Origin of the sequence: Nocardiopsis sediminis, assembly GCF_042650565.1 — a bacterium.
Classification (GTDB): Bacteria; Actinomycetota; Actinomycetes; order Streptosporangiales; family Streptosporangiaceae; genus Nocardiopsis_B; species Nocardiopsis_B sediminis.
Map to the genome: position 1 here is coordinate 25,340 of NZ_JBHSBH010000022.1, position 22,383 is coordinate 47,722.

Annotated in this window: 24 protein-coding genes and 2 tRNA genes; 15 read left to right on the forward strand and 11 right to left on the reverse strand. The window is 72.1% G+C overall.

Features of this window, described 5'->3' with window-relative positions; translation table 11 throughout:
- The first annotated feature begins 92 nt into the window (after positions 1-92).
- On the forward strand, positions 93-2,228 hold the full coding sequence (locus ACFOVU_RS28560; RefSeq protein ID WP_378538568.1) for a nucleotide-binding protein: 2,136 nt from the start codon (positions 93-95) through the stop codon (positions 2,226-2,228).
- 42 nt (positions 2,229-2,270) lie between these two features.
- Here ACFOVU_RS28560 and ACFOVU_RS28565 read toward each other — a convergent pair whose 3' ends face one another.
- Positions 2,271-3,038 carry an IclR family transcriptional regulator gene (locus tag ACFOVU_RS28565; protein WP_378538569.1) on the reverse strand — a complete coding sequence of 256 codons (768 nt, stop codon included), beginning with the start codon at positions 3,036-3,038 and terminating at the stop codon, positions 2,271-2,273.
- Positions 3,039-3,129: 91 nt separating this feature from the next.
- On the opposite strand from ACFOVU_RS28565, the gene ACFOVU_RS28570 reads away from it, so the two are divergent.
- From ACFOVU_RS28570 to ACFOVU_RS28600, 7 genes are read left to right on the forward strand one after another with little or no spacing between them, the layout of a single operon-like run.
- Positions 3,130-4,269 (forward strand): amidohydrolase/deacetylase family metallohydrolase, encoded by a 1,140-nt coding sequence (locus ACFOVU_RS28570; RefSeq protein WP_378538570.1) that lies wholly within the window; start codon positions 3,130-3,132, stop codon positions 4,267-4,269.
- Positions 4,253-4,627 carry a hypothetical protein gene (locus ACFOVU_RS28575; protein WP_378538571.1) on the forward strand — a complete coding sequence of 125 codons (375 nt, stop codon included), beginning with the start codon at positions 4,253-4,255 and terminating at the stop codon, positions 4,625-4,627. The genes ACFOVU_RS28570 and ACFOVU_RS28575 overlap by 17 nt, the downstream gene beginning before the upstream one ends.
- Before the next feature lie 4 nt (positions 4,628-4,631).
- Positions 4,632-5,021, forward strand: coding sequence for an SFCGS family glycine-rich protein (locus ACFOVU_RS28580; RefSeq protein WP_378538572.1), 390 nt, complete (start codon positions 4,632-4,634; stop codon positions 5,019-5,021).
- Positions 5,021-5,356, forward strand: a complete 336-nt coding sequence (locus ACFOVU_RS28585) for a DUF4312 family protein (RefSeq protein WP_378538573.1) — start codon at positions 5,021-5,023, stop codon at positions 5,354-5,356. Before ACFOVU_RS28580 ends, ACFOVU_RS28585 begins: the two co-directional genes overlap by 1 nt.
- A 32-nt stretch (positions 5,357-5,388) precedes the next feature.
- Entirely contained in the window at positions 5,389-6,177 is a 789-nt protein-coding gene (locus ACFOVU_RS28590; protein WP_378538574.1) for a DUF4311 domain-containing protein, read from the forward strand.
- Positions 6,177-6,881 (forward strand): DUF4310 family protein, encoded by a 705-nt coding sequence (locus ACFOVU_RS28595; protein ID WP_378538575.1) that lies wholly within the window; start codon positions 6,177-6,179, stop codon positions 6,879-6,881. The genes ACFOVU_RS28590 and ACFOVU_RS28595 overlap by 1 nt, the downstream gene beginning before the upstream one ends.
- Positions 6,882-6,895: 14 nt before the next feature.
- Positions 6,896-8,047, forward strand: coding sequence for a DgaE family pyridoxal phosphate-dependent ammonia lyase (locus ACFOVU_RS28600; protein WP_378538576.1), 1,152 nt, complete (start codon positions 6,896-6,898; stop codon positions 8,045-8,047).
- Positions 8,048-8,065: 18 nt separating this feature from the next.
- Here the strand turns inward: ACFOVU_RS28600 and ACFOVU_RS28605 are convergent.
- Both ACFOVU_RS28605 and ACFOVU_RS28610 read right to left on the reverse strand, forming a co-directional pair.
- Positions 8,066-8,153, reverse strand: a tRNA-Ser gene (locus ACFOVU_RS28605).
- Positions 8,154-8,296: 143 nt separating this feature from the next.
- Complete coding sequence (locus ACFOVU_RS28610) at positions 8,297-8,455, reverse strand: hypothetical protein (protein ID WP_378538577.1); 159 nt, start codon at positions 8,453-8,455, stop codon at positions 8,297-8,299.
- A 238-nt stretch (positions 8,456-8,693) separates the two neighbouring features.
- Between ACFOVU_RS28610 and ACFOVU_RS28615 the strand changes: the two genes are divergently transcribed.
- Both ACFOVU_RS28615 and dnaN read left to right on the forward strand, forming a co-directional pair.
- The gene (locus ACFOVU_RS28615) at positions 8,694-9,182 is read left to right on the forward strand and encodes a DUF4442 domain-containing protein (protein ID WP_378538578.1); all 489 of its coding nucleotides are present in this window, start codon (positions 8,694-8,696) and stop codon (positions 9,180-9,182) included.
- A 74-nt stretch (positions 9,183-9,256) separates the two neighbouring features.
- Positions 9,257-10,402 (forward strand): DNA polymerase III subunit beta, encoded by a 1,146-nt coding sequence (gene dnaN / locus ACFOVU_RS28620; RefSeq protein ID WP_378538579.1) that lies wholly within the window; start codon positions 9,257-9,259, stop codon positions 10,400-10,402.
- Between the two features lie 92 nt (positions 10,403-10,494).
- Here the strand turns inward: dnaN and ACFOVU_RS28625 are convergent, their stop codons facing one another.
- The 4 genes from ACFOVU_RS28625 to ACFOVU_RS28640 form a co-directional block, all read right to left on the reverse strand.
- Complete coding sequence (locus tag ACFOVU_RS28625; protein ID WP_378538580.1) at positions 10,495-10,923, reverse strand: PPOX class F420-dependent oxidoreductase; 429 nt, start codon at positions 10,921-10,923, stop codon at positions 10,495-10,497.
- Between the two features lie 260 nt (positions 10,924-11,183).
- A complete protein-coding gene (locus ACFOVU_RS28630; RefSeq protein WP_378538581.1) occupies positions 11,184-11,993 on the reverse strand; it encodes a DUF2786 domain-containing protein in 810 nt (269 codons plus the stop codon).
- An 86-nt stretch (positions 11,994-12,079) separates the two neighbouring features.
- Complete coding sequence (locus tag ACFOVU_RS28635; RefSeq protein ID WP_378538582.1) at positions 12,080-12,511, reverse strand: hypothetical protein; 432 nt, start codon at positions 12,509-12,511, stop codon at positions 12,080-12,082.
- A 262-nt stretch (positions 12,512-12,773) separates the two neighbouring features.
- On the reverse strand, positions 12,774-13,667 hold the full coding sequence (locus tag ACFOVU_RS28640) for an NUDIX hydrolase (protein WP_378538583.1): 894 nt from the start codon (positions 13,665-13,667) through the stop codon (positions 12,774-12,776).
- Positions 13,668-13,832: 165 nt separating this feature from the next.
- On the opposite strand from ACFOVU_RS28640, the gene ACFOVU_RS28645 reads away from it, so the two are divergent.
- On the forward strand, positions 13,833-15,116 hold the full coding sequence (locus ACFOVU_RS28645) for a hypothetical protein (RefSeq protein ID WP_378538584.1): 1,284 nt from the start codon (positions 13,833-13,835) through the stop codon (positions 15,114-15,116).
- A gap of 37 nt (positions 15,117-15,153) precedes the next feature.
- On the opposite strand, the gene ACFOVU_RS28650 is transcribed toward ACFOVU_RS28645, so the two are convergent.
- The 3 genes from ACFOVU_RS28650 to ACFOVU_RS28660 form a co-directional block, all read right to left on the reverse strand.
- Positions 15,154-15,702: a hypothetical protein gene (locus ACFOVU_RS28650; protein ID WP_378538585.1), complete on the reverse strand. Its 549-nt coding sequence runs from the start codon at positions 15,700-15,702 to the stop codon at positions 15,154-15,156.
- Positions 15,703-16,088: 386 nt separating this feature from the next.
- Positions 16,089-16,706 carry a hypothetical protein gene (locus ACFOVU_RS28655; protein ID WP_378538586.1) on the reverse strand — a complete coding sequence of 206 codons (618 nt, stop codon included), beginning with the start codon at positions 16,704-16,706 and terminating at the stop codon, positions 16,089-16,091.
- A gap of 4 nt (positions 16,707-16,710) precedes the next feature.
- Positions 16,711-17,427, reverse strand: coding sequence for a hypothetical protein (locus ACFOVU_RS28660; RefSeq protein ID WP_378538587.1), 717 nt, complete (start codon positions 17,425-17,427; stop codon positions 16,711-16,713).
- A gap of 396 nt (positions 17,428-17,823) precedes the next feature.
- Between ACFOVU_RS28660 and ACFOVU_RS28665 the strand changes: the two genes are divergently transcribed.
- The 3 genes from ACFOVU_RS28665 to ACFOVU_RS28675 all read left to right on the forward strand — a co-directional run bounded on the left by ACFOVU_RS28665 (position 17,824) and on the right by ACFOVU_RS28675 (position 21,461).
- On the forward strand, positions 17,824-18,018 hold the full coding sequence (locus tag ACFOVU_RS28665; protein WP_378538588.1) for a hypothetical protein: 195 nt from the start codon (positions 17,824-17,826) through the stop codon (positions 18,016-18,018).
- Between the two features lie 36 nt (positions 18,019-18,054).
- Positions 18,055-18,282: a hypothetical protein gene (locus tag ACFOVU_RS28670; protein ID WP_378538589.1), complete on the forward strand. Its 228-nt coding sequence runs from the start codon at positions 18,055-18,057 to the stop codon at positions 18,280-18,282.
- 125 nt (positions 18,283-18,407) lie between these two features.
- On the forward strand, positions 18,408-21,461 hold the full coding sequence (locus tag ACFOVU_RS28675; protein WP_378538590.1) for an AfsR/SARP family transcriptional regulator: 3,054 nt from the start codon (positions 18,408-18,410) through the stop codon (positions 21,459-21,461).
- A gap of 104 nt (positions 21,462-21,565) precedes the next feature.
- On the opposite strand, the gene ACFOVU_RS28680 is transcribed toward ACFOVU_RS28675, so the two are convergent.
- The gene (locus ACFOVU_RS28680; RefSeq protein WP_378538591.1) at positions 21,566-21,901 is read right to left on the reverse strand and encodes a hypothetical protein; all 336 of its coding nucleotides are present in this window, start codon (positions 21,899-21,901) and stop codon (positions 21,566-21,568) included.
- 332 nt (positions 21,902-22,233) lie between these two features.
- On the opposite strand from ACFOVU_RS28680, the gene ACFOVU_RS28685 reads away from it, so the two are divergent.
- Positions 22,234-22,310 (forward strand) — tRNA-Pro (locus ACFOVU_RS28685).
- Positions 22,311-22,383: the final 73 nt, after the last annotated feature.

Genomic DNA, 22,383 nt, shown 5'->3' on the forward strand with positions numbered 1-22,383 from the left:
CTCTTTGCGTGGGGGTCATATCTTTATTGACGGAGGCGAGATAATCGCGAGGGCATCCGCGAACCTGAGCAAGCGTTTTGAGGAGAACCGCGTTGGCACAGAGAGAGCACGACGGTTCGGAGCATGCCGGTACGCGTCCGTGGGACGGCGACCCCGAGGCGGGCTCCGGGCAGCAGCCCGACCTGTCTCCGGCTGACCAGTGGTTCGGCGACGACGCTTTCCCACCGCCCCCGCCCTATGCACTGGGCGACGTCCCACCTCCCCCGCCCTACGCGATGCCCGGCTACGACGCCCAGCCGGCCCCCGCTCCCCAGCCCCCGGCGCCGCAGCCGGCCGACCCGTCGGCGCCCGCCGACCCCTGGGCCCCGCCGCCTCCTCCTCTGGCGCAGGTCGACGACGATGACGACGAGCCGCGCACCGTCCGGCTGGGCTCCGATGGGGCCGCGGATGCGGCTCCGCAGGAACCCCACGGCGGTGCGGGCGGCTACGGCGACCCCGGCGTGCGGTACGACGCCGCGCCGGTCGACGAGCAGTGGTCGGCGCCGCCCAACGGCGCCCCTGGTGCCGAGCACGCGCAGTGGTCGGTGCCCCCCTCGGTGCCGCCGTCGGTGCCCACGGGTGAGTACGGCCCCGAGACCACGGCACCGTCCTACCCGGACCCTTCAGCGCCTCAGCAGGCGTGGTATCCCCAGCAGCCGCCCGCCGCCCCGGACGCGCACTACTCCGGCAACGGCGCGGGCCCCGTCGCGCCCGCCCCCACCGGCCGGTTCGACGACGACGTCCCCGAGCCCGAGCAGCTCCCCCCGCTCGACGGCGGAGCCGGCGCGCAGGAGACCACGTACCCGGAGACCACCTACCAGGAGCCCACGTACCCGGCCGCTCCCCCGCCCGAGGGGCCGCCGTCCTTCCCGGGGCCTTCGGCGCCCCACCCCCAGCAGGCGTGGTACCCGCAGCAGCCGCCCGCCACCCCGGACCGGCCGGCACCCGCGGCCGACCACCGCTACCCGGCCCCGCCGCAGCCCCCGCAGCCGCAGACCTGGCCCGGCCCGCACCAGGTGCCGCAGGGCGACGGCGCACCGCCGCGCTTCACGGGTCCGCAGCCTCCGGCGCAGCCCACGCAGGGGTGGGGCCGCCAGGCGTACCCGGGCGCGCCGCAGGAGGCCGCCCGCCCGCCGGCGCCCGCCCCCCAGCACCCGCAGCACCCGCTCGCCGGCGGCCCGCCGCAGCCGGGGCAACCGTTCCAGTACCGCGTGCACATCACCGGGGAGCAGCCGGTCGCCGGGCCGGGCGCCCCCGAGACCTCCGAGGCGCTCAACGCCGACATGCTGGTCAGCAACACCAAGCGCCCGACCCACCATCGGGGCTGGCGCAAGGCGCTCAACTCCGCGACGTTCGGCCTGTTCAACCCCGGTGAGTCGGCGGCCGAGGTCCGGCGCCGCGAGCTGACCGCGCGGGCCAGCACGCACGTGGCGGGCGGGCACCACCGGGTGGCGGTGCTCAGCCTCAAGGGCGGCGTCGGCAAGACCACCACGACGGTGGCGCTCGGCTCCACGCTGGCGTCGCTGCGCGGCGACCGCGTGCTGGCGGTCGACGCCAACCCCGACCGCGGCACGCTCTCGGACAAGGTGCGGCTGGAGACCGCGGCCACCATCCGCGACCTCCTCAACGAGAAGGCCACGATCTCCAGATACGCCGACATCCGCGGCTTCACCTCCCAGGCCGCCTCACGGCTGGAGATCCTCGCCTCCGACCGCGACCCCGCGGTGTCCGAGGCGTTCAGCGAGGCCGACTACCGCGAGGTCTCGCGGATCCTGGAGCACTACTACTCGATCTGCCTGACCGACTGCGGGACCGGGCTGCTGCACTCCGCCATGCGCGGCGTGCTGGGCCTGGCCGACCAGGTGGTCCTGGTCAGCTCCGCCTCGGTCGACGGCGCCCGCAGCGCCAGCGCCACACTCGACTGGCTCGAGGCGCACCAGTACGGCTACCTGGTGCGGGGCGCGGTGGTCGTGCTCTCGATGGTGCGCACCGACGGCAAGAGCAGCGTCGACCTGGACCGGCTGGAGCAGCACTTCGCCAGCCGCTGCCGCGCGGTGGTGCGCGTCCCGTGGGACTCCCACCTGGAAGAGGGGGCCGAGGTCGACCTCGACCGGCTCGCGCCGGCCACCCGCGACGCCTACCTCCAGCTCGCCGCCACCGTCGGCGAGGCGTTCGCCTGGCCGCGCTGAGCCCGGCCGCGCCCGGCCCGGCGGCGGTCAGCCCGGCGGCGGTCAGGACCGCCGGGCGACGTCCGCGGCCGCCTCGCGTACCGCCGGCGCCAGCCCCTCCAGCCCGCCCGGAGGGATGAGGGGCGCGAGGGCGGCGATCGATACCGCGCCGAGCGGGCGCCCTTCGTCCGAGAGCACCGGGGCGGCGATCGTGCAGAGCACGTCGTCGCTCTCCCCGTGGTCGGCCGCGTACCCGCGTTCGCGGACCTGCGCCAGGTGCGCGCGCAGCCGCAGCGGGTCGGTGACCGTCTGCTCCGTCAGCGCCGGCAGGCCGGTGCGGCCGATGATGTCGTCGGTCTCGTCCGGGTCGAGGTGGGCCAGGATCGCCTTGCCGAGAGCGGTGGCGTGGAGGGGCAGGCGCATCCCCACGTGCCAGGCGATCTGGAAGATGCGCCCGGCGTCGGCCACGTAGGTGATCGTGGCCTGGTCGCCGCTGGGCACGGCCAGGTGGACGGTGTGGCCGACCTGCGCCTGGAGCCGCTGGAGGACGGCCTCGATCCCGTGCTGCTCGTTGGCCGCGATGTTGGCGGCGAGCGCGCGCAGCCCGGTGCCGGGGCCGTAGCGCCGGGTGCCGTCGGCGGTGACGAAGCCCTCGGCGATCAGGGTCGCCAGGATGCGGTGCGTGCTCGCCTTGGGTACGCCGGCGGCGTCGGCGATCTCGGTCAGCCGGCCGAACCCGCCCAGCCGCCCCAGCGCCGCGAGGACGCGGACGGTCTTGCCCACGGAGTTTCCGGCGGAGGTGTCGGAACCATCGGGCGTTCGTGAACTCATTGACCCGGCCGCACCCTTCAATTACCTTGTAGTCCATTCTACGGAATGCCGGTTCATTCTACGGAACAGTAGAGCACGGTGGAGGTCCATCATGCCGGTGCCCGGTCCGGTCCGCCCCCTGGTGGTGCGCGGCGGACACGTCCTCGACCCCGGCAGTGGCCTCGACGCCCCGATGGACGTGCTCGTCGACGGCCCGCGGATCGCGGCGGTCGATGCGCCCGGAGCGTTCGACGGGACCGGCCACCCGGTCCTCGACGCCTCCGGCTGCCATGTCGGTCCCGGCTTCATCGACCTGCACGTCCACGTCGACACCCCGGCCACCGGCCTCGGGGTCGACGTGGACGCGATCGGTGTCGGCCAAGGGGTCACCACCGTCGCCGACGCCGGCAGCACCGGGCTCGACACACACCCGGCGTTCCACCGCGACATCGTCAAGGCCGCCACGACCCGGGTGGTGACGTGGCTCAACCTCGCACCGGCCGGGCTGTCCCAGGGCCTGAGCGAGCTCGCCGGCCCGTTGCCCGCCGACCCCGGCCGCGTCCGCGCGCTGCTCGACGCCCACCCCGGCATCCGCGGGATCAAGGTCCGCATGAGCCGCTCCGTGGTCGGCGGCCAGGGCATCGCCCCCCTGCTGCGGGCCCGCGCGCTCGCCGACGACGTCGGCCTGCCGGTCATGGCCCACGTCGGCCAGGCCCCGCCGGCCCTCGGCGAGGTCGCCGCCCACCTCCGCTCCGGCGACGTCGTCACCCATGCCCTCCACGGCAAGGGCGACGGCCTCCTCACCGATGGCGGTCGGGTGGCCGGCCGCGTGCTCGACGCACGCAGGCGCGGGGTCCGCTTCGACGTCGGCCACGGGAGCGCGAGCTTCTCCTTCGAGGTCGCACGCCGGGCGCTGGCCGAGGGGTTCCGCGCCGACACGGTCAGCACCGACCTGCACAGCGAGAACGCCGACGGGCCGGTGCACAGCCTCGCCGAGACCATGGGCAAGCTCCTCGCGGTCGGCTACACCCTGAACGAGGTCGTCGCCGCCGTCACCCGCGCCCCGGCCGCCGTGCTGGGCCGCCCCGACCTCGGCGTGCTGCGGGCCGGGGCCGCCGCCGATCTGACCGTCTTCCGGGTGGAGGAGGCCGAGCACGTGTTCACCGACTCCACAGGGGCGCTCCTGCGCGCCACGCGGATCGTGCGCCCGGTGGGCGCGGTGCGGGGCGGTGTGCATGTACCCGCTCTCTGAGGCCGCCCGGCGCGTCTGTGCCGACATGGCGCTCGGCACCGGCGAGGCGGCGGAGCTGCGGGCGTTCCTCGCCGCTGCGGAGCGCACCGCCGAGGACCTGGGGGCGCGGTTCGACGAGGGCAGGGCCATGGCGCTCGCCGCGCACTCGGCCGGGTTCGTCCGGCGCCTGCGCGGCGCGTCCCCGCTGCCGGCCGTGAGCGCCTCGTTCTTCGACGAGATCGACGACGACGTGCGCGGCGCCGTCACCGCCCTCCTCGGCGACCACACCCGCGGGAGCGGCCGCGCCGGCGCCGGCGACGACGAAGTCCTCCTCTTCGCCATCCACTTCCAGATCGCCAAGAGCAGCACGTGGAGATGAAGCAATGACCGACGAGACCGGCAGGACCGGCAGGATCAAGGTCGTCATCGGCGACCGGCTGGGCAACGGGCACAACGTCGCCGCGGGGGTGATCGAGGCGGGCGGCGAGGCCATCCTCATCCCCGGCCCCGGCGCCGACATGAAGATCGGCGACGTCATGGACAAGGAAGGAGCCGACCTCGGGATCAGCTTCTGCGGCAGCGGAGGGGCCGGGGCGATCACCGCCAAGGTCAAGTACGGCTACGACGTCGAGTTCGGGCTGCGGACGATCGAGGCGGGCGTCACCGCGATCCGCGCGGGCAAGCGGATCGTCGGTTTCGGCTTCCTCGACCGGCACGAGCTCGGCTACCGCATCACCCGCGAGTACCTGCTGGTGCACGGCGAGGACGCCTGATGGCCGCCGTGGAGCTGACCGTCGAGGTCAGCGGCTCCGGCCCGACCCGGGAGCGCGCCTTCGCCGCCGCCATGGCGCAGGTGCAGGCCCGGGTACGCGACCGGGTCGCGGGGGTGCCGATCCGCATCGAGCCCCGTGACATCGCCCTGGTGCGCGCCACAGAGGAACGGCGCACGGAGCGCTTCCTCGGCCTGTTCCTCCCCCGCACCCGGAGCGACTTCGCCCTCGTCGTGAGCGTCACCGTGCACGTGACCGCCTTCCGCCTCGACGACGTCGAGTTCGCCGTCAGCGACGAACACCTCTCCCCGATCCAGCGCCTGCTGCACCTGCGCTGACCCGCCGGCGTGCGAGATGGGAGCGGCCCCCCGTGAGTGAATTCCTCATCATCCTCCTCGAATCCCTCGTCATCGGCGCCCTGGCGGGCTTCGGCGCCAGCGCCGGCGTCGCCCGCATGTTCCACGCCCCCGCGGTCCAGGGGATGGGCGCGTTCCGCACCCTGGGCGAACTGAACGCGTGCGAGAACGACTCGGTCGCGCACTTCTCCTTCGGCTTCGGGTTCGTCTTCAACTCCTGGGCGTCGACGGTCGGCACCGGCGCGCTGACCGGCGACGTCGACCACCGGATCATCCCGCACTGGGCCGCGTCGATCGCGCTGCTGCGTCGGCCCAGCGTCGCCGAGACGCTGCACAACCCCCGGCGCATGGCGGTGTGCGGCACGGCGGTCGGCGCCGTGCTGGTGACGGCGCTGAACTCGACGGTCAGCGCGGTGCCCGCCGGGCTCCAGACCGTGGCCGCGGACGTGCTGATCCCGGCGTCGGAATGGCTCATCAACCCGGTGATGCCGATCCTCTTCTGGATGGCGGCGATGGACGCCGGGCGCCGCACGGGCGCCTGGGCGACGGTGCTCGGCGGGCTCGCCCACGTCGTCATGGGCAATGCGGTGCCCGGGATCGTGCTGGGCATCCTCGTCGGCAAGGGCGTCGACGACGGCGGCTGGAACCGGGTCACGCGCGTCCTGGCCACGGCGGTCGTGCTGCTGTTCGCCTTCAGCGCGTTCTTCCGCGGTATCGACATCCAGCTCCTCCAGGACATGGAGGTCCCCGTTCCCGGCTGGCTGGCCGGCCTGCACACGGCACTCGGATCGGAGGTCGAGTGATGAGCACCCCGGACGACACCTCGGACGGCGCCCCGGACGACGCCCGCGCCGGCGACGGCGGCACCCCCGCCGGGTTCTGGTACGCGGAGTGGACGTTCCCGCTGCTGGTGGCGGCGCTGGCGGCCAGCGTCTTCGCCGGGACCCACCTCTACTACGTCTACGGCACGGGCATCTTCAACGAGATCGCGGTCGTCGCGCTGCTGCGCGCGGGCATGGAGGGGGGCGGGTACGGCGCGGCGGCGGCGTTCGGCATCGGGTTCCTGGTCGCGCGCGTGATCGAGGGGCCGATGGTGGGGATCCTCGACATCGGCGGGTCGATCCAGACCGGTATCGGGGTGGGCCTGCCGGCCATGCTGCTGGGCGCCGGGATCACCCTCCCGCTGGAGAACTTCTGGCTGTCCCTGGTGGTGGGGGCGGTGGCGGGGGCCGCCATCGGCACCCTGGTGATCGTCATCCGCCGCTACACCGTCAACTCCTCCGCGGTCCCCTCCACGTTCGGCGCGGGCATCATGATGGGCGCCGGCAACTCGGCGGGGCGCTACCTCGGCCCGCTGATCATCATCGCCGCGGCCACCGCGTCGATCCCCATCGGCATCGGGGCGACGGCCGGGGCCCTCATCTTCTACCTGTGGCGCAAGCCGCTCACCGGGGGCGCGATCCTCGGCGCCATGGCCATCGGCGTCTTCTTCCCCCTGTCCTCCTAGGAAGGCGGTACCGCATGCCCGACACCACCGACCCGCACGAGCACGTGTACCGGCGGCTCGGCGTGGCCGCCGTCGTCAACGCCAGCGGCAGGATGACCGCGCTCGGAGGCAGCCTGCCCAGCCCCCGCGTGAGCGCCGCCATGACCGAGGCGGCGGGCGCGCACGTGCGCATCGAGGACCTGATGACGGCGGCCGGGCGGCGTATCGCGGCGGCCACGGGCACCGAGGCGGGCTGCCCGACCAGCGGTGCGGCTGCGGGGATCGCCATCAGCACGGCGGCGGTCATCGCGGGCACGTCGCTGCCGGCGGTCGAACGGCTGCCCGACGCGGGCGGGCTGCCCGACGAGATCGTGCTGCCGCTGGGCCACGCGGTGCACTTCGGCGCGCCGGTGACCCAGATGGTCCGGCTCGGGGGCGGCCGCCCCGTGGTGGTGGGCAGCGCCAACGCGGTGACAGCGGACCACCTGGAGGGTGCGATCGGCGCGCAGACGGCGGCGATGCTCTACGTGCGGTCCCACCACGCCGTGCAGAAGGGGGTGCCGCCCCTTGCGGAGTTCGCCGCTGTGGCCCGGCGGAAAGGGGTACCGCTCATCATCGACGCCGCGGCGGAGGAGGACCTGCGGGCCTACGCGGCGGCAGGCGGCGACCTCGTCGTCTACAGCGGTGGCAAGGCGGTCGGCGGCCCCGCGTCGGGCTTCGTCTGCGGCCGCAGCGACCTGGTGGCGGCGTGCCGCATGCAGTACCGGGGGGTGGCCCGGGCGATGAAGGTCGGCAAGGAGACCATCGCCGGCCTGGTCGCCGCCCTGGAGGAGTACACGGCGGCCGAGGCGGGCCGGCAGGCCGAGGCGGAGGAGCAGCGGACGCGCATGGCGGCGCTGCGCGACGGGGTCGCGTCCATCCCGGGCCTGAGCGCGGCGGTCGTCCCGGACGAGGCGGGCCGCGCGATCGTGCGCTGCGAGATCAGGGTCGACCCGGCCGCGACCGGCCGCACCGCGCACGACGTGGTCCGCCGCCTGGCAGAGGGCGACCCCGCCATCGTGGTCCGCGACCACCGGTCATCCGAGGGCCTGTTCGCGGTCGACCCCCGCCCTCTGGCACCGGGGGAGGAGAACACGGTCCTGCGGCGCCTGACGGAGATCATGGCGACGCCGGACGGACCCGCCTGATTCGAGGGGGTTTCATTGCGGAGGGTGTGGGATTCGAACCCACGAGACCCAATAAGGGCCTTATGGTTTTCAAGACCATCGCACTCGGCCACTATGCGAACCCTCCATGGGGGGCAGCCTTCCGGCTGAGGTCCAAGACTAGCGCACGGTGGTGCTATGGGCTTGTGAGGCGGTCGCGGTGCGGGCGGTGGCCGGTCAGCGGCCGGTGCTCCGGGCCCGGGAAGGGCTCGCGGTGCGGCGGGTGGCCGGTCAGCGGCGCTTCAGGTCGGCGAAGCCAATGGCCAGGGCCACGCCGATGCCCGCGCCGAGTGCAATGCCGACCACGAGGTTCTCCATGGTGAGGCCCAGCGCCACACCGAGCGCCAGCCCCACGGCGAGGCCGCCCCCGTATACCGAGCCCCTTTTCACGCCGCCCCCTCCAGGCCGGAACGCTCCGGCCGATATCCGTGGATGGGACGCCCCGTGCGTCCGTTCCGTTCCCATGATCAGCGCTGGTGACCGTGTCGTGGGTGATTCGGCCGTTTATGGCCGTGTCCGGACCTGGCCTACATCGGGGCAGGTGGGCGGGGGCGGCCGGACGCGGGGGTGCGGTGGTGGTGCCCGCGGGTCTGGATCGCGCACGCTACTCGTGAGTAACATGCTGTCCATGGCAACGATGAACGCCGAAACGGCGGAACTGGTCAAGTCGGGGTTCCTCGCCGCGGTGCCGTTCGCGCGGACACTGGGCGTGGAGTTCGTCGAGCTCGACCACGGGCACGCGGTGCTGCGCCTGCCCGACCGGCAGGAACACCACAACCACATCGGCGGTCCGCACGCCGGTGCCATGTTCACCCTCGCGGAGTCGGCCTCCGGGGCGATCGTGATCGCCTCCTTCGGCGACCAGCTCGACCGCGCCGTCCCCCTCGCGGTCTCGGCCGAGATCCACTACGCCAAGAAGGCCATGGGCGACGTCATCGCCGACGCCCGCCTCGGCCGCGCCGCTCAGGAGGTCGTCGCCGAACTCGACGCCGGGACCCGCCCGGAGTTCCCCGTCGAGATCGAGCTGCGCACCGCCGACGGCACGGTCACCGGCGCCATGACCGTCGTATGGACCCTCAAGGCCAACCCCGGTGGCCGGCCCGCGGACGGGGGGTGAATGTCCCTGCCGATCGGTACGGTGACGGGGACCCGGGTTCCCGACGCGCCCGGCCGGCACCCCCAGGAGGCTCAATGAAGTTCCGAGTCGACCGCGACGCGTTCGCCGACGCCGTGGCATGGACCGCCCGCGCGCTGCCCGCCCGCCCGGCCGTGCCGGTCCTCGCGGGCATGCGCCTGGACCTGCCGGGGGCGGAGTCCGGGCTGCGGCTGTCCGGCTTCGACTACGAGGTCTCCGCCCGCGCCGAGGTCGAGGTCACCGGCGGCGAGCCCGGGGCGGTGCTGGTCTCGGGCCGGCTGCTCGCCGAGATCGCGCGCAACCTGCCCGCCGAGCCCGTCGACGTCGAGTCCGACGGCACCCGGGTCCTGGTCACCTGCGGCAGCGCGCGGTTCACCCTGCTCACGCTGCCCCTGGAGGACTACCCCACCCTCCCGGACATGCCGCGCACCGCGGGGTCGCTCGCGGCCGACGCCTTCGCCACCGCCGTGCGCCAGGTGAGCCCGGCGGCCAGCCGCGACGACACCCTGCCGATGCTCACCGGGGTCAACGTCGGCTTCGCCGGCGACAGCCTCACCCTCGCCGCCACCGACCGCTACCGCATCGCCGTCCGCGAACTCTGGTGGAAGCCGGAGCAGGCCGATCTGTCCGCATCCGCGCTGGTCCCCGCGCGCACCCTCCACGACACCGCGCGCTCGCTGGTGTCGGGCTCCAACGTGCACATCGCGCTGTCGACCGCCGCGGCCGCGGGCGGCACGGCGCCGGGCGAGGGGATGATCGGGTTCGAGAACGGCGGCAGGCGCACCACCACCCGGCTCATCGACAGCGACTTCGTCGGCTACGAATCCCGCTTCCCCGCCGAGTTCGAGGCGCACGCCGAGATCGCCACGGCCCCGCTGCTCGAAGCCGTCAAGCGCGTCGCGCTCGTCGCCGACCGCAATACCCCCGTGCGGCTCTCGTTCTCGGCGGACGAGGTCGTACTCGAAGCCGGGTCCGGCGACGACGCCCAAGCGGCCGAGGCCATGGACGTGCAGTACCAGGGCGAGCCCATGCGGATCTCGTTCAGCCCGTCGTACCTGCTCGACGGACTCGGCGGAGTCCAGGGCGAGACCGCGCACCTGAACTTCACCAAGCCCACCAAGCCGGTGGTCATCTCCGAGGCGCCGGCGGGGGAGGACACCCGGCCGGAGTTCCGCTACCTGGTGATGCCGCTGCGGTCCTGAGCCGGGGCCCTGGGTAGCCCCGGGCCGTCAGCCGGGGCGGCCCTCCATGTTCCGGGGCTCTTCTGGCAGTGGTGCCGCCGGGGTTCGGCCGATCAGTCGGGGCAGCCCTCCATGTTCTCGATCTCCTCGCTCACGTCGCGGGGGATGAGCTCGTAGTGCAGGGTCCGGGCGCGCAGCAGCCGCAGCGAGATCGGCACCGTCCAGCGTTGCAGCATCGGATGGCGTCTGGCCAGCAGCCGTTCGGCGCGCTGGGATCCCGGCCCTTCGAGGAGCCGGACGTCGCCCCTGATGGGGCCGCCGACCGGCTCGCCGCGCAGTGTGCAGGGACGCAGGTCGGCCTGGGGGTGGTGGCGCAGCCGTTCGGCCTCGCCGGAGTCCTCCCACGTGCGGAACAGCACGCGGCCGTCGTCGATGACGATGGTGACGGGTGTGTTGACGCACGTCATGCCGTCGCGGCGGTAGGTCGTCAACAAGGCGGTCCTATGGGCGCGAAACGGCCGGAGGAGTGTGGCAGTGGACATCGGCGTGTGCTTCCTCTCCGCAGGGAGACGCTCCACACCCCAGCCTTCCCCATTGGGTGATCTGTGTCACCTTCATTGCGGGCGTGGTTGTGGAAAATCCCCGAGGCGAGCACGGGTGAAAAATCCTCCGCTACGTGGTTTATCCACAGGCTCCGGTGGCAACCATCGGGTTTCTCCGGCGCATCCGCCGACTTTTCCACAGAGTTATCCACCGATTGCCGGACCGCCGGCGCGGCGGATCCGCGAATCCGGTCCCGCCGTCATTCCCCTTCGGGGAGCGTCGACGTTCCCCCGCCGCCCACCGCGGTCTCCATCCCGAGCTCCGCGCGGCGTCCCCGCAGATATCCCGCCCGGTATCCGGCGCGGTGGTGCGTGCGCTCGGGCCGGGTCGGGCGAAGCTGCGGAAAACGCCGCTGGAACTCTTCATGAACGCGATCGACATCGGTGCGCAGCACCACTTCCGCGCCGCTCTGCGCGGCCTCGCCGCCGTTCCCGGATTCGGCCGCGCCGCCCGCCGGATTCGGGTCCTCGCGCAGCCGCGCGCGGAATTCGCGGATCCGCTCGGCCACCGCGTATCCGTACGCGCGGATGAACGACCGGTAGAAACGGCTGCGCTCGGTGGCCAATGTGGAACGGTCATAATTGCGGAGTTCCCGCAGGCCGGTGACGTGCTCGCGCGCCGTGAACCGGGCCGACGCCTCCATCTGCATGGTGATGGACGGCAGCAGCACGCGCAGCGAGTCGAGGGCGGTGACGGTGCCGACGATGATCAGCATGCGCTCGGTGTTGGCGGAGGTGTTGCCGCGCACGGCCGACTGGCAGCCGTAGGCCGCGGCGATGCCGGCCAGCGCCTTGACCCGGGCCTTCCCATGGCCCCCGACCCCCGAGACGGGGAAGTCCAGCCGGGTGACCGATTCGGCGGCCTCGCCCCGCTGGGCGCGCGCGTCGGCCTCGGCGATCGCGTGCCGGGTCATGAGCTCCGCGGCCTTGGCGGTGAACGCCTGGCTCTCGGCGTCGGTGACCGAGGGGTCCTCCGCCATGCGGAGGAGCCCTCGGACCCGCTCGATCATCTTCTGACGAGCTTCGGTTGACGTTGACATAGAGCGCGTGGTCGTCCCCGTCTGAGATCTGCCCATAGGGCGGTGGAACACCGAGCTTAGGCCGACTTGTTCCCCGCGACCATCCCGATGATGCCGAGGATGACCCAGATGAGGGCGGCGGCGCCCAGGCCGGCGAATGCCGCGCCGAACAGGCCCGCGAACGGCGCACCCCCGATCAGCATCCCCGCGTAGGACACGACCGCCGTTCCCGCGCCGCCGAGGAGGGCGGGGGCGGCGGCGAACCGCCACGGGTACTGGCCGGCGTAGCGCCGGGCCCGGCGGTCGCCCTTGCCGCCGAGGAGGGCCACGGCCCCGCCGACGAGCGAGAAGAAGAAGATGGCGGTGGTCAGTCCACTGGACAGGGACAGGCTGTTCAGCAGGAAGGAGGCGACCCCGGTGACCGCGCCGGCTGCCAGCGCGGTGCCCCAGGGCCAGATCATCGTCGCCGAGGCGACGGGAGTGAATGCGTTGCCGCGCTCCAGCGTCATGTCTGCTCCTCCGATTTCGTGAGCGGTGCGCACCGTGCCCCGAGGGCTCGACGCTTCCAGAGTGCCGCCGCCACCGCGACGGGTGCATCAGGGCACACCCCTGACTTACCCCTGACGCGGCTGCGCGGCACCTGTCCCCGGGACGGTGTCCGCGCGGTGCGGTCGGCGCGCCGCGTGTCCACAGGCCTGGGGATGGATTCCTACCCGGCCAACGACCGGCGATGCCGCGAAGTGCCCGCGGCGCGCGCCGCCATCCGCGCGTTCAGACCGGAAGCAGCCCGCTGGGCCCCACGAGCCAGCCGGGGGGCACCACCTCCGGGCCGCCGGGGCGCCGCGGGCCGGCGGAGACCACCAGGGTCCCCGGCTGCGTCCACGCCGCCCAGCCGGCCGCGTCCGGCCAGGTGTGCGTGAGCGGGTCCGGCCCGGTGTCGCCCACCGCCACCGGCTCCACACCGGGGCGAGGCAGTACCCCCGCCACCGGGCCGCCGACCAGCAGCCGGATCCGCGGGAACCAGCGGTCCAGCGGCGCCAGGGAGACCGATTCGGGCAGCGCCGCGGCCGTGATCCCGTCGGCGGCCAGGACGGCGAGGTCGTCGCGCAGGTGCACGACCGCATCGGGGTCGGGGGACGGCGTCCCCAGAACGGCGGCGGCGTCCACCACCAGCTCCAGCCGCTGCGCGAGCGCCGCGCGCAGGTCGGGCCACACGCTCCGGAACGCCGGGAGCAGGGGGAGCTCCGCGACCTCGTCCAGCGGGACCCAGCGCACCTCCTGGCTCTCGCCGTCGCCGGGGGTCAGCGCTCGCTTCTCCGCGACCCGCGCCAGCACCGTGTCGTAACGCCAGACCGCGTGCTCCTGGCGGTAGATGCCGATCAGCTCCAGGTCGCCGGAGTCCCCGGCGACCTCCTCATGGAACTCGCGCAGGGCCGCCTGCACAGCGGACTCGTCGCTGTCGAGCGCGCCGCCGGGGATCGCCCACGTGTCGCCCTGGTGGCTCCACGCCGCCCTATGCTGCACCAGCACGTGGCCACCCTCGGGCGGGGCGCTCGTCCCGGTGGTCCCCGCCGCGTGCAGCAACAGGCCGGCCGCGCCGTACCTGCCCCAGCGCCGGGAGCCGTCGGGGAGCTCCACCCATCCGTCGCCGTCGCCTGCGCTCATCCGATCTCCCGCCATCCGCTCGATCCGGGGGCGCGCGGCCCCCGCCCTCCGTCTCCCGGCGCCGCCGACGCACCGGCTCCGATTCGGTTCCGGCCGCCTTCGGCCACCTCTCATCCGTCCACCGGCCACCACTCCGACCTCGCACAACGCTAGGATGTGCCCGCTATGACCAGGATGGCGATCTCCGCCGGCAGGCTCCCCCTGTACGCCCTCGACCTCGCGAGGCGGTACTGGGCGCCACTGCTGTGCGTCTATGCGGCCGGTACCTTTCTGCACGACATGGTGCTGCGCGGCATGGTCCGCCTCTCCGAGATCGACCCCACCGTGGCCCTGCTCGGACTCAGCATCTCGGTCCTGGTGACCCTCACCACCACGATCATCATGTTCCACATGCTCCGTCCGGGGCTGCCGACCGTGGACATCGAACTGGTGGGTTCGCTCCCGCCGGAGCGCACGACACTCAGCGCCCGCGAGCGGCACGTGGTCGACGCCGTCGCCATGGCCATCCTGCCGTTCCTCCTCTTCTACAGTGCCTGGGGCATGTTCGGCGAAGAGTTCCGCCTTTACAGCCAGGGACTTTTGAACGAACGGGGCCTCGACGGCTACCTCGAATCGGGCCGGCTGAGCGCGATCGGGCTGCCGCTGGTGTTCGCGGTGGGCTCCTACCTGCTGCGCATGCTCTGCGAGCGCTTCTACGTGCGCAGGGAGAACAAGGTCCTCGGGGTGCTCACCGCCCTGTTCGAGGCCAACTGGATGTTCTTCGCGGTGTTCTCGGTCGTGCACATCACCACGGTCGGCCAGGAGTGGCTCACGGGCCGCGTGTTCTGGGTCGGGGTGCAGACCGAAATACTCGACTCCGTGCGCGCTCTCGGCGAGCTCACCGCCCTGCCGCTGGAGTTCGGCTACCTGGCGGCCCTCGAGGGCGTCGCCACGGCGTGGGGGCACCTGAAGGACGGGCTGGTCGGTCCGCTGCTCTGGCTCACCATCGCCGCGGTCATCTACGGCGCCGAGGTCGAATCCAGCGAGCAGCTCTTCTCGAAGGGGACCCGCGTCGGCCGGATCGAGGAGAGGGTCGGGCGGCTGCCCGGTGTCGCCACGGGGGTCGGGCGCTTCGCGCAGCGGGGCGTGCGCGAGAAGTACACGCCCTTCCTCAACGCGTTCCGGTTCATCCTGCGCGTCAGCCCGGTGTTCTACCTGTCGTTCTGCCTCTACTACGTGCTGCTGGAGCTCGGCTTCGAGTGGCTGCACCGGGGGATCCTGGTGCTGATCGGGCCGAACGACTTCCTCGGCTGGTGGTGGCCGTGGCTGCCCCCGATCGACTTCGCGGTGGGCGCGCTGCACGAGCTGCTGCGGGTGTGCCTGCTCGCGGCCACGTTCGAGGTCGCGCTGCGCCGAGTGGGCGAGTCCAGCACGGGGCGCAGGGCCCGCCGCGCGAGCCGCGCGGCCTGAGGGCAGCGCCGACGTCCCGGCCGCCCGCCCCGGGGGGTCAGTCCTGCTGGGAGAAGAGCACGGCGGCGGGCCGGGACGCTTCGATGTCGTTCCGGGTGGGCGCGCGGACCTCGAACCGCAGCGAATCGACGGCGTCATCGGGCACCACGAAGCTGACGACGAGGCCGGTCTCCTCCCCGGCGGGCAGGGGCTCGGCATCGGCGCCGGTGCAGCCGAACCCGGTCGATCCGATGTCCGCGGGCAGCTGATCGCGCAGATCGAACTCCGAGGTGGGCTCCCAGGAGCGGCCCCGGTCGTCGATCGCGCGGAACGAGCAGGACTGCTCCAAGAGCCCGCTGGCGGCCGCGTCGCCGGGCGTCACCGCGTAGACCGCGTCGACCAGCTCCAGATCGTCGGCCAGGGGCGCGCCCTCGGTCTCGCCGATGACCGTCCCGCGGAAGTCCCATTCGGTGCCGGCGAGCTCCGTGGTGCTCCCGGAGACGGGGACGGGCTCGGGCGGCATGGCGCCGGACTCCAGCATCGCCTCGCGCTCGAGATACCACGGCACGCCCATCGCGAGCGGGAGCAGCACCGCGAGCCCGGCCACGTAGGGGAGCTGGAGGCGCCGCCACAGGGGCAGCGCGCGCCGGGCCCGGCGCGCGCCGCGCGGTGGGCGGGCGGGGCCGGCGCCGTGGGGCGGGCCTGGTGGTGGTCCGGGCGGACCCGGGGGACCAGGCGGCGGGCCATAGGGGCCCGGCGGTCCGGGGACCTGCGGCGGTCCGTACCGGGGGCGGCCCGGGTAAGGGGGCTGCCCAGCGGGGCCGCCCTGCCGGTGCGGGGGCGGAGCCTGCGGCATCGGGGGAGGCGGCGGGCCGGGCACGGGCCGCGGGGGGCCCGGCGGCGGTCCGTAGGGCGGCTGCGCGCCGGGCGGCGGGAAGCCGGGAGGGGGACCCTGGTGGCGGGGATCGCGTGGATGCATGGCCGCAAGACCCCTTAGTGCGTCTCGATCGGCGGGATCGCGGCGACGTCTTCAGCGCCGTCGACGTTCTCGGTGAGCTCGGAGCCGCTCAGCCCCAGGTCGATGTCGGCCTGGGCGGCCAGGCGCTCGTCCGCCGACTCGCTCACGGTGGCGCGCAGGGACAGCTCCGTGAGCCGGTCCTCGGGCACCTCGAACGCGAACGCCCCGGTCACGGGGCGGCCGGGCGACAGGGACGGGGAGGACGACTCGAACACGTTGGCCGACCACGCCGTCCCGGAGTAGGTGTAGTCGTCGCCGGTGTCGAGTTCGGCGGTGACGCTGCTCATCGTGCTCCGGGTCGACTCGATGGTGGCCAGGACGATCACCCACACACCGTTGGCCTCGATCGGCTCCGACACGGCGCCGAAGTCGTCCCCTCCCGCATCGTCGGTGATCGTGCGGGCGAACCGCACGTCCTGGACCTCGATCGTGAACTGCCGTGCGTCGACGGTGGAGCCGATGCCGCCCGACGTGCTGATCGGTTCGGACGTCGCGAGGGTGGGCGGGATGAGCGAGTGGGCGCCCATGATCAGGCCGAGGAGGATCAGGCTGAGGACGGCCGTCACCGACCGCCGTGCGAACAGGCCCTTCACAGGGTCATCCTTCGTCCAGGGGCAGGATGAACCGGCCGGTGGTCTCGTCGGTGGCGGTCCACCGCTCGGTCTGGTCGGTGAAGCCCTCCTCGAACACGGCGTCGGCGACCGTGATGGTCGCGGACTCCTCCTGCGCGACGAGGCCCGACAGGTCCTTGGGCTCCTCCAGGAGTGCGTCGAGGTCCAGGGGGTCGGACGGGTCGCCCGCGAGTCCGCCGCTGAGCTCGCCGAGCGGACCGTCCTCCTCTTCGGCGCCGGCCTCGATCAGCGTCCAGCTGAGGACGACCTCCTCGGGCATGTCCGGCTGGATATCGAAGATGTAGCCCTCGGGGTAGCGGGTGAAGACGACTTCGAGCTGGGCCGTCTCGAGGCCGCCGGGGGTGAGCTCGGCGGTGATGATCCGGTCGAGGGCGCCGACGTCGAACGGCCGGGTGTCCTTGGAGACGAGGTCGGCGCGCACGTCGAGCGTGGGGCCGATCCCGTCCTCGCCCGGGTTGATGGTGGCCTCGTGCACGGTGAGGGTGAGCATGTCGTTGCTCGCCTCGCTCCCGGGTTCGGCGCCGGTGGCGGCGGCGGGGGCCAGCCCGCCGGTCACCCAGAGCCCGGCCGTGACGGTTCCGGCCACGGCGACGGCGACGATCCCGATGACGGCACGCCACTGCGGGCTCGCGGGGAAGAGTCCCCCGGAGCCTTCGTCGCGATCAGGCGCGTGGTGAGCCACAAGGGAGGAGTGTAGATGCTATGGGAGGGTTCCGGGGGGTTCGCGGCCTGATCAGGCCACTTATGGCCGGGGTCGGAACCGGCCGGGGCGGGCGGCCGTCGTAGCGTGAAAGGTCGGTCCCGCCGCCTCTTCCAGGGGCGTCGGAGCCGCCGGGCGCACCGGCTTGCAGGGGGCTTTCGCTTTCCCCCTGTAGTTGGGCAAATCAGTCGTAAGGCGGATGAAAGTCACCCGCAAGACGGCGTACCTAATGTCGGTCGCGTTCAGGCGAGACCGGGACCCGCAGGAGGACGGCCTGCGGGCACCGGTCCGGCGATCCCACCCGGGCCCTGCCCCCTTCCGGGACGGGCCCTGGCGGGCGCCTACGCACGGTCATCTGTGTGGATGGGACGTAGAGACATGCTGCTTCTTACCGAGTCGAGCCGGATCGACACCGAGTTCCTGGAGATCGTCGCCCGACTGGGGGCGCAGATGCCCGTGACCGCGAAGACGACACCGTTCAGCGAAGGGGACGACGCGCCCCGGCGCTATGAGGACATCGAGCCGCTCGAAGAGGAGGACGGTGTCGAGGTCGGCGACGCGGAGTGGCCATAGCCATGATGTGAACCAGCCGTATCGAGGAGAAACCATATGGGGCAGCAGTTGACCTCGGTGTTGCACGACGTGGACGCCGAGTTCGCGGAGATCGTCGCCGGGCTTGGGGAGCCCACCACCGCGAAGGCGACTCCGTTCACGGACCCGCTCATCGATGAAGAGTGGACCGATCAGGAGGAAGGGCCCAAGGAGGCCAACCCCGAACTTGAGGCTCCGGCCGAGGAAACCGAGCCTGTTCGGGAGCCCGAGCCCGCGCAACGCTAGCGAGGATTCCGTATCCGCACGCGACGCTGTATCGCAGTGCTTTGATGGACGGGCACTGCGATGCGGCGGCGTTACATCCTTCTCTTCCCGCATGTTCCGCAAATGGCCTTGCTACAGTGCCATTTGTGGAATTTGGTGTGCTCGGCCCGATTTCGGCTTGGTCTGACGGTGTAACCATCCCCGTCGGCGGGCCGAGGCAGCGCTGTGTCCTCGGCGTCCTCCTCGTTGACCTCGGAAAAGAGGTGACGGTCGAGCGTCTGATCGAATATCTCTGGGACGACGATCCGCCGCGCACCGCGCGCTCGGTGATCCAGGTGCAGATCTCCCACCTGCGCCGCGCGTTTCCCGACGTCATCCAGACAACGGCCGGCGGCTACATGGCCCAGGTGGAGGCCGACCGGGTCGACCTGCACCGCTTCCGCCGGCTCGTCGCCGAGGCGCAGCGTGCGCAGCGGCCCGCCGACGCCTTGCCCCTGTGGGATCGGGCGCTGGCCTGCTGGAGGGGACAGCCGTTTTCCGGTACCGGGTCCGACCAGCTCTGGTATGCGGTGAGCCAGCCGCTGCTGGAGGAGCGGTGGGCGGCCATTGTGGCCTGGGCAGAATGTGCGTTCTCCCTGTTCCGATACTCGGAGATCGTGACGCGGCTTACCCCGCTGGTGCGCGAGGAGCCTCTGCGCGAGCGGTTGCAGTACCTGCTCATCGCCGCCCTGCACCGCAGTGGGCAGCGCGCCGCCGCGCTCAACGTCTTCCACGAGACCCGGAGCTACCTCGCCAAAGAGTTGGGTGTCGATCCCAGCCCCGAGGTAATGGAGCTGTATCAGCGCATCCTGCAAGACTCGGATGTGGTTTCAGGAGAGCCACAATCGTATTTCAATGATGATTCGACGCATTCCGATCCCGCATCGGGTGGTGCATTTTCCGAAGGAGTGGCGCCGGATTTCCAAACCCGGAATGATCTTCCCCGGGATATTCCGGACTTCACGGGGCGCGAGGACGATCTCCGCGCATTGCTGCGCATCGGCGGCCAGGCCGCCGAACGAGCCGAGGTCGCCGTCATCACCGGGCCGGGGGGAGCGGGCAAGACCACACTGGCCATCCACGCAGCGCACAAGCTCGCGGCCAACTACCCCGATGGCCAGCTCTTCATCGACCTCTACGGCTACACGGTGGACCGTGAACCGCTGGCCGCACTGGGCGCGCTCGGTGCGCTGCTGCGAGCCGTCGGTGCCGAGACCGAGAACCTGCCGGAGTCCCTGGAGGAGCGTTCCGCGCTGTGGCGGTCCATGATCGTCGGCAAGCGGCTCCTGGTGGTGCTCGACAACGCTGTCAACTTCGCCCAGGTCAATCCGCTTCTCCCTGCGGCCCCCGGCTCCATGACGCTGGTGACGACCCGCAACGACCTCCCGGGGGTGAGCGGCGCGCGCTACTTCTCCCTGGACATGCTCAGCGCCGAGACCTCCCTCCAGCTCTTCGCCACGGTTCTGGGTGCGGAGCGCGTCGAGCGGGAACAGGAGCAGGCGCAAGAGGTCGCGAGGCTGTGCGGTGGCCTGCCCCTCGCTCTGCGGATCGTGGTCGGGCGGATGCTCAGCCGGCCGCGCTGGACCTTCGCCCATGTCGCGCAACGGCTCGGTGAGCAGCAGCGGCGCTTCCGAGAGCTGCGCATCGACGGACAGAGCGTCGAAGCCGTCTTCGAACTCTCCTACCAGAGCCTGAACACGGTGCAGAGCACCACGTTCATGCTGCTCGGCATGATGATCGGGAGCAGTATCGACCTGCATGGGGCCGCGGCGCTCCTCGGCGTGGACCCGCCCACCGCCGACGACCTCCTCCAGGAACTCGTCAGCGTCCGCCTCCTCGACGAATCCGGGGTCGACCTCTACCGATTCCATGACCTCATCGGTGCCTACTCGCGGCAGAAGGCCCTCGCCGACATGCCCGCGGACGAGACGGACGCGGCACGCCTGCGCCTCGCCGACCACTACCTCGATATGGCCGATCGGGCCGCTGACCTGCTGGGCCCACGGGGGCATGAATACGAGGTCACCGCGCACGGCGCCTCCCGCTACCGGAGGGAGCTGACCAACAACTCGGAAGCGGTCTCGTGGTTCCGCCGGCACCAGGAGAACCTCGCGCCCACCGTCGACTTCTACGCGGCGCTCGGCGACGGTGAGAAGGCATGGCAGCTCGCCGATTCCTTGTGGGGCTTCTACGCCTCCCACGGACAGACCGAGCTGCTGGTCGCCATCCAGGAGCGGGCGTTGAGCATCAACCGCGCTCAGAGGAACGACCGCGGGAGCGCGGTGACCCTGATCGGGCTCGGAATCACACACTGTCTGGCGGGGCGATTCGAGCTTTCCCTGAAGCTCCTCAACGAGGCACGCGACATTCTCAAGGTGGTCACCGACCCTCGCGGCGAAGCACGGGTCGCCGGCAACCTCGGGGTGGTCTACGAGCGGATGGGCCGCTTCCACGACGCTCTGGACTGCTTCCATCAGGTTCTCGACTACGCCTTGTCGGTCGGCGACGTCCAGCTCAGCGCCATCCAGCGCAACAACATCGGCATGCTCCACCTGACGCTCGGAGACCTGCCGAAAGTCGTCGAATTCTCTGAGGCCGCGCTCCAGACCGAGCTCGGTGATGGGATGCCGCGCATCGCCGCGATCTCGTTGCGGCAACTCGGAGAGGCCAGCGCCCAGCAGGGGGACTTCGCCGGAGCCTTCAAGAAACTCGGGGATGCGCTGTACTACGCGCAGCTCACCGAATCACCGCAGCAGCAGATCTTCATCTACAACGCACTGGGGGTCGCCCAGCGCGGATCGGGCGACACGGAGGCCGCCGTCGCGTCGCACATGCGTGCGCTCGAGGTCGGGGAGGAGACCGCCCAGTCCAGCGGCGACGCCGAGATACTCGTGGAACTCGGCATCACCTATACCAAAGCGGGCGAGCACCAGCAGGCTCTCGCCGCGCTCGAACGTGCCCGGACGCTGGCGGTCGAGCGCAGTGAGCGCTACATGGAAGCACGAGCGCTGCTGGCACTCGGGCAACTGCCGCACGGCACCATCGACCGCGCGACGGCTATGGCCGACCTCTCCGCGTCCGCGACCATCTTCGGTGAACTGCGGGTCCCACTGGCCGACGAGGCGCAGGCCGCTCTCGATCGCATCCGCGACGACACCTGACGCGCCGCAGGCCGGATCCACGGGTAGGCCGGACATCGGCCACCGCCCCCGTTCCGCCGTCCGGGCACCGGGTGGCGGTGCCGCCGGTCAGGGGGCGGTCGGCCTCAGGTGGGCTCATGGCCGTGCTTGCGGTTCCGGGGGGCGTTCCACTGCCCGGGGGTCGAGGCGACCGCGTCGATGACGGCGGCCTCGCGGTGGAGGAAGCAGAGGGAGTCGCCGTCGCCGCGCGGATCGACACAACGGGGGACGGCGCACCGGCGGTCGCCCAGCTCCGCGCGGAACGCGCGGATGTGGGTCGTGCAGTGGACTTCGTCGGGTTCGGTGAGCTGGATGCAGTCGTACACGGAACACACACGTGTCCCGTTCAGCCAGCGGGACAGGCGGACCCACCAGGGGGCGGGCCGCGGGTCGGGGTCAGGGACGTGGTTCGCGGCGCCCATGCCCCCAACCTGCGACCCCCGCCCCGCCCAGGCAAGCCCGGCGGCCGACTCCGGCCGATCCTCTCTAGAGACGTTTCCCGCCGAGCGGACCGCGGAAGAAACCTTGCACACCGCGAACCCCCACACGGCACCGCCGTGCCCTTCCGGCCTCCCCTTCCGGGCGTGCCACATCCCAGGTTTCCGTGTGCCCGTTCCCAGCCGCCCCGCCTTCCCCACGGCCCTTCCGCACACCGCGCCACCCACCCGCACCAGCCCTCTCCGGCCCGCCTGCATCCCGCCGCAATCCGGGTGCGACCACCTCTTCCCGTCCGCTAGACTGATGCACGTTGCTTCGGGGTGTAGCGCAGCTTGGCAGCGCGCTTCGTTCGGGACGAAGAGGCCGTGGGTTCAAATCCCGCCACCCCGACCAGTTGAAACGCCGGTTCCTTCGGAACCGGCGTTTTGCGTTGGGGGCTCAAAAGGGGGGCCCGAATGCCGGGCGC

Coding starts and splice junctions, on each gene's coding strand:
- ACFOVU_RS28565 (WP_378538569.1), bottom strand. CDS start 3,038: ATGAGTTCACGAACGCCCGATGGTTCCGACACCTCCGCCGGAAACTCC.
- ACFOVU_RS28570 (WP_378538570.1), top strand. CDS start 3,130: ATGCCGGTGCCCGGTCCGGTCCGCCCCCTGGTGGTGCGCGGCGGACAC.
- ACFOVU_RS28575 (WP_378538571.1), top strand. CDS start 4,253: ATGTACCCGCTCTCTGAGGCCGCCCGGCGCGTCTGTGCCGACATGGCG.
- ACFOVU_RS28580 (WP_378538572.1), top strand. CDS start 4,632: ATGACCGACGAGACCGGCAGGACCGGCAGGATCAAGGTCGTCATCGGC.
- ACFOVU_RS28585 (WP_378538573.1), top strand. CDS start 5,021: ATGGCCGCCGTGGAGCTGACCGTCGAGGTCAGCGGCTCCGGCCCGACC.
- ACFOVU_RS28595 (WP_378538575.1), top strand. CDS start 6,177: ATGAGCACCCCGGACGACACCTCGGACGGCGCCCCGGACGACGCCCGC.
- ACFOVU_RS28600 (WP_378538576.1), top strand. CDS start 6,896: ATGCCCGACACCACCGACCCGCACGAGCACGTGTACCGGCGGCTCGGC.
- ACFOVU_RS28615 (WP_378538578.1), top strand. CDS start 8,694: ATGGCAACGATGAACGCCGAAACGGCGGAACTGGTCAAGTCGGGGTTC.
- dnaN (WP_378538579.1), top strand. CDS start 9,257: ATGAAGTTCCGAGTCGACCGCGACGCGTTCGCCGACGCCGTGGCATGG.
- ACFOVU_RS28625 (WP_378538580.1), bottom strand. CDS start 10,923: ATGTCCACTGCCACACTCCTCCGGCCGTTTCGCGCCCATAGGACCGCC.
- ACFOVU_RS28630 (WP_378538581.1), bottom strand. CDS start 11,993: ATGATCGAGCGGGTCCGAGGGCTCCTCCGCATGGCGGAGGACCCCTCG.
- ACFOVU_RS28635 (WP_378538582.1), bottom strand. CDS start 12,511: ATGACGCTGGAGCGCGGCAACGCATTCACTCCCGTCGCCTCGGCGACG.
- ACFOVU_RS28640 (WP_378538583.1), bottom strand. CDS start 13,667: ATGAGCGCAGGCGACGGCGACGGATGGGTGGAGCTCCCCGACGGCTCC.
- ACFOVU_RS28645 (WP_378538584.1), top strand. CDS start 13,833: ATGACCAGGATGGCGATCTCCGCCGGCAGGCTCCCCCTGTACGCCCTC.
- ACFOVU_RS28665 (WP_378538588.1), top strand. CDS start 17,824: ATGCTGCTTCTTACCGAGTCGAGCCGGATCGACACCGAGTTCCTGGAG.
- ACFOVU_RS28670 (WP_378538589.1), top strand. CDS start 18,055: ATGGGGCAGCAGTTGACCTCGGTGTTGCACGACGTGGACGCCGAGTTC.
- ACFOVU_RS28680 (WP_378538591.1), bottom strand. CDS start 21,901: ATGGGCGCCGCGAACCACGTCCCTGACCCCGACCCGCGGCCCGCCCCC.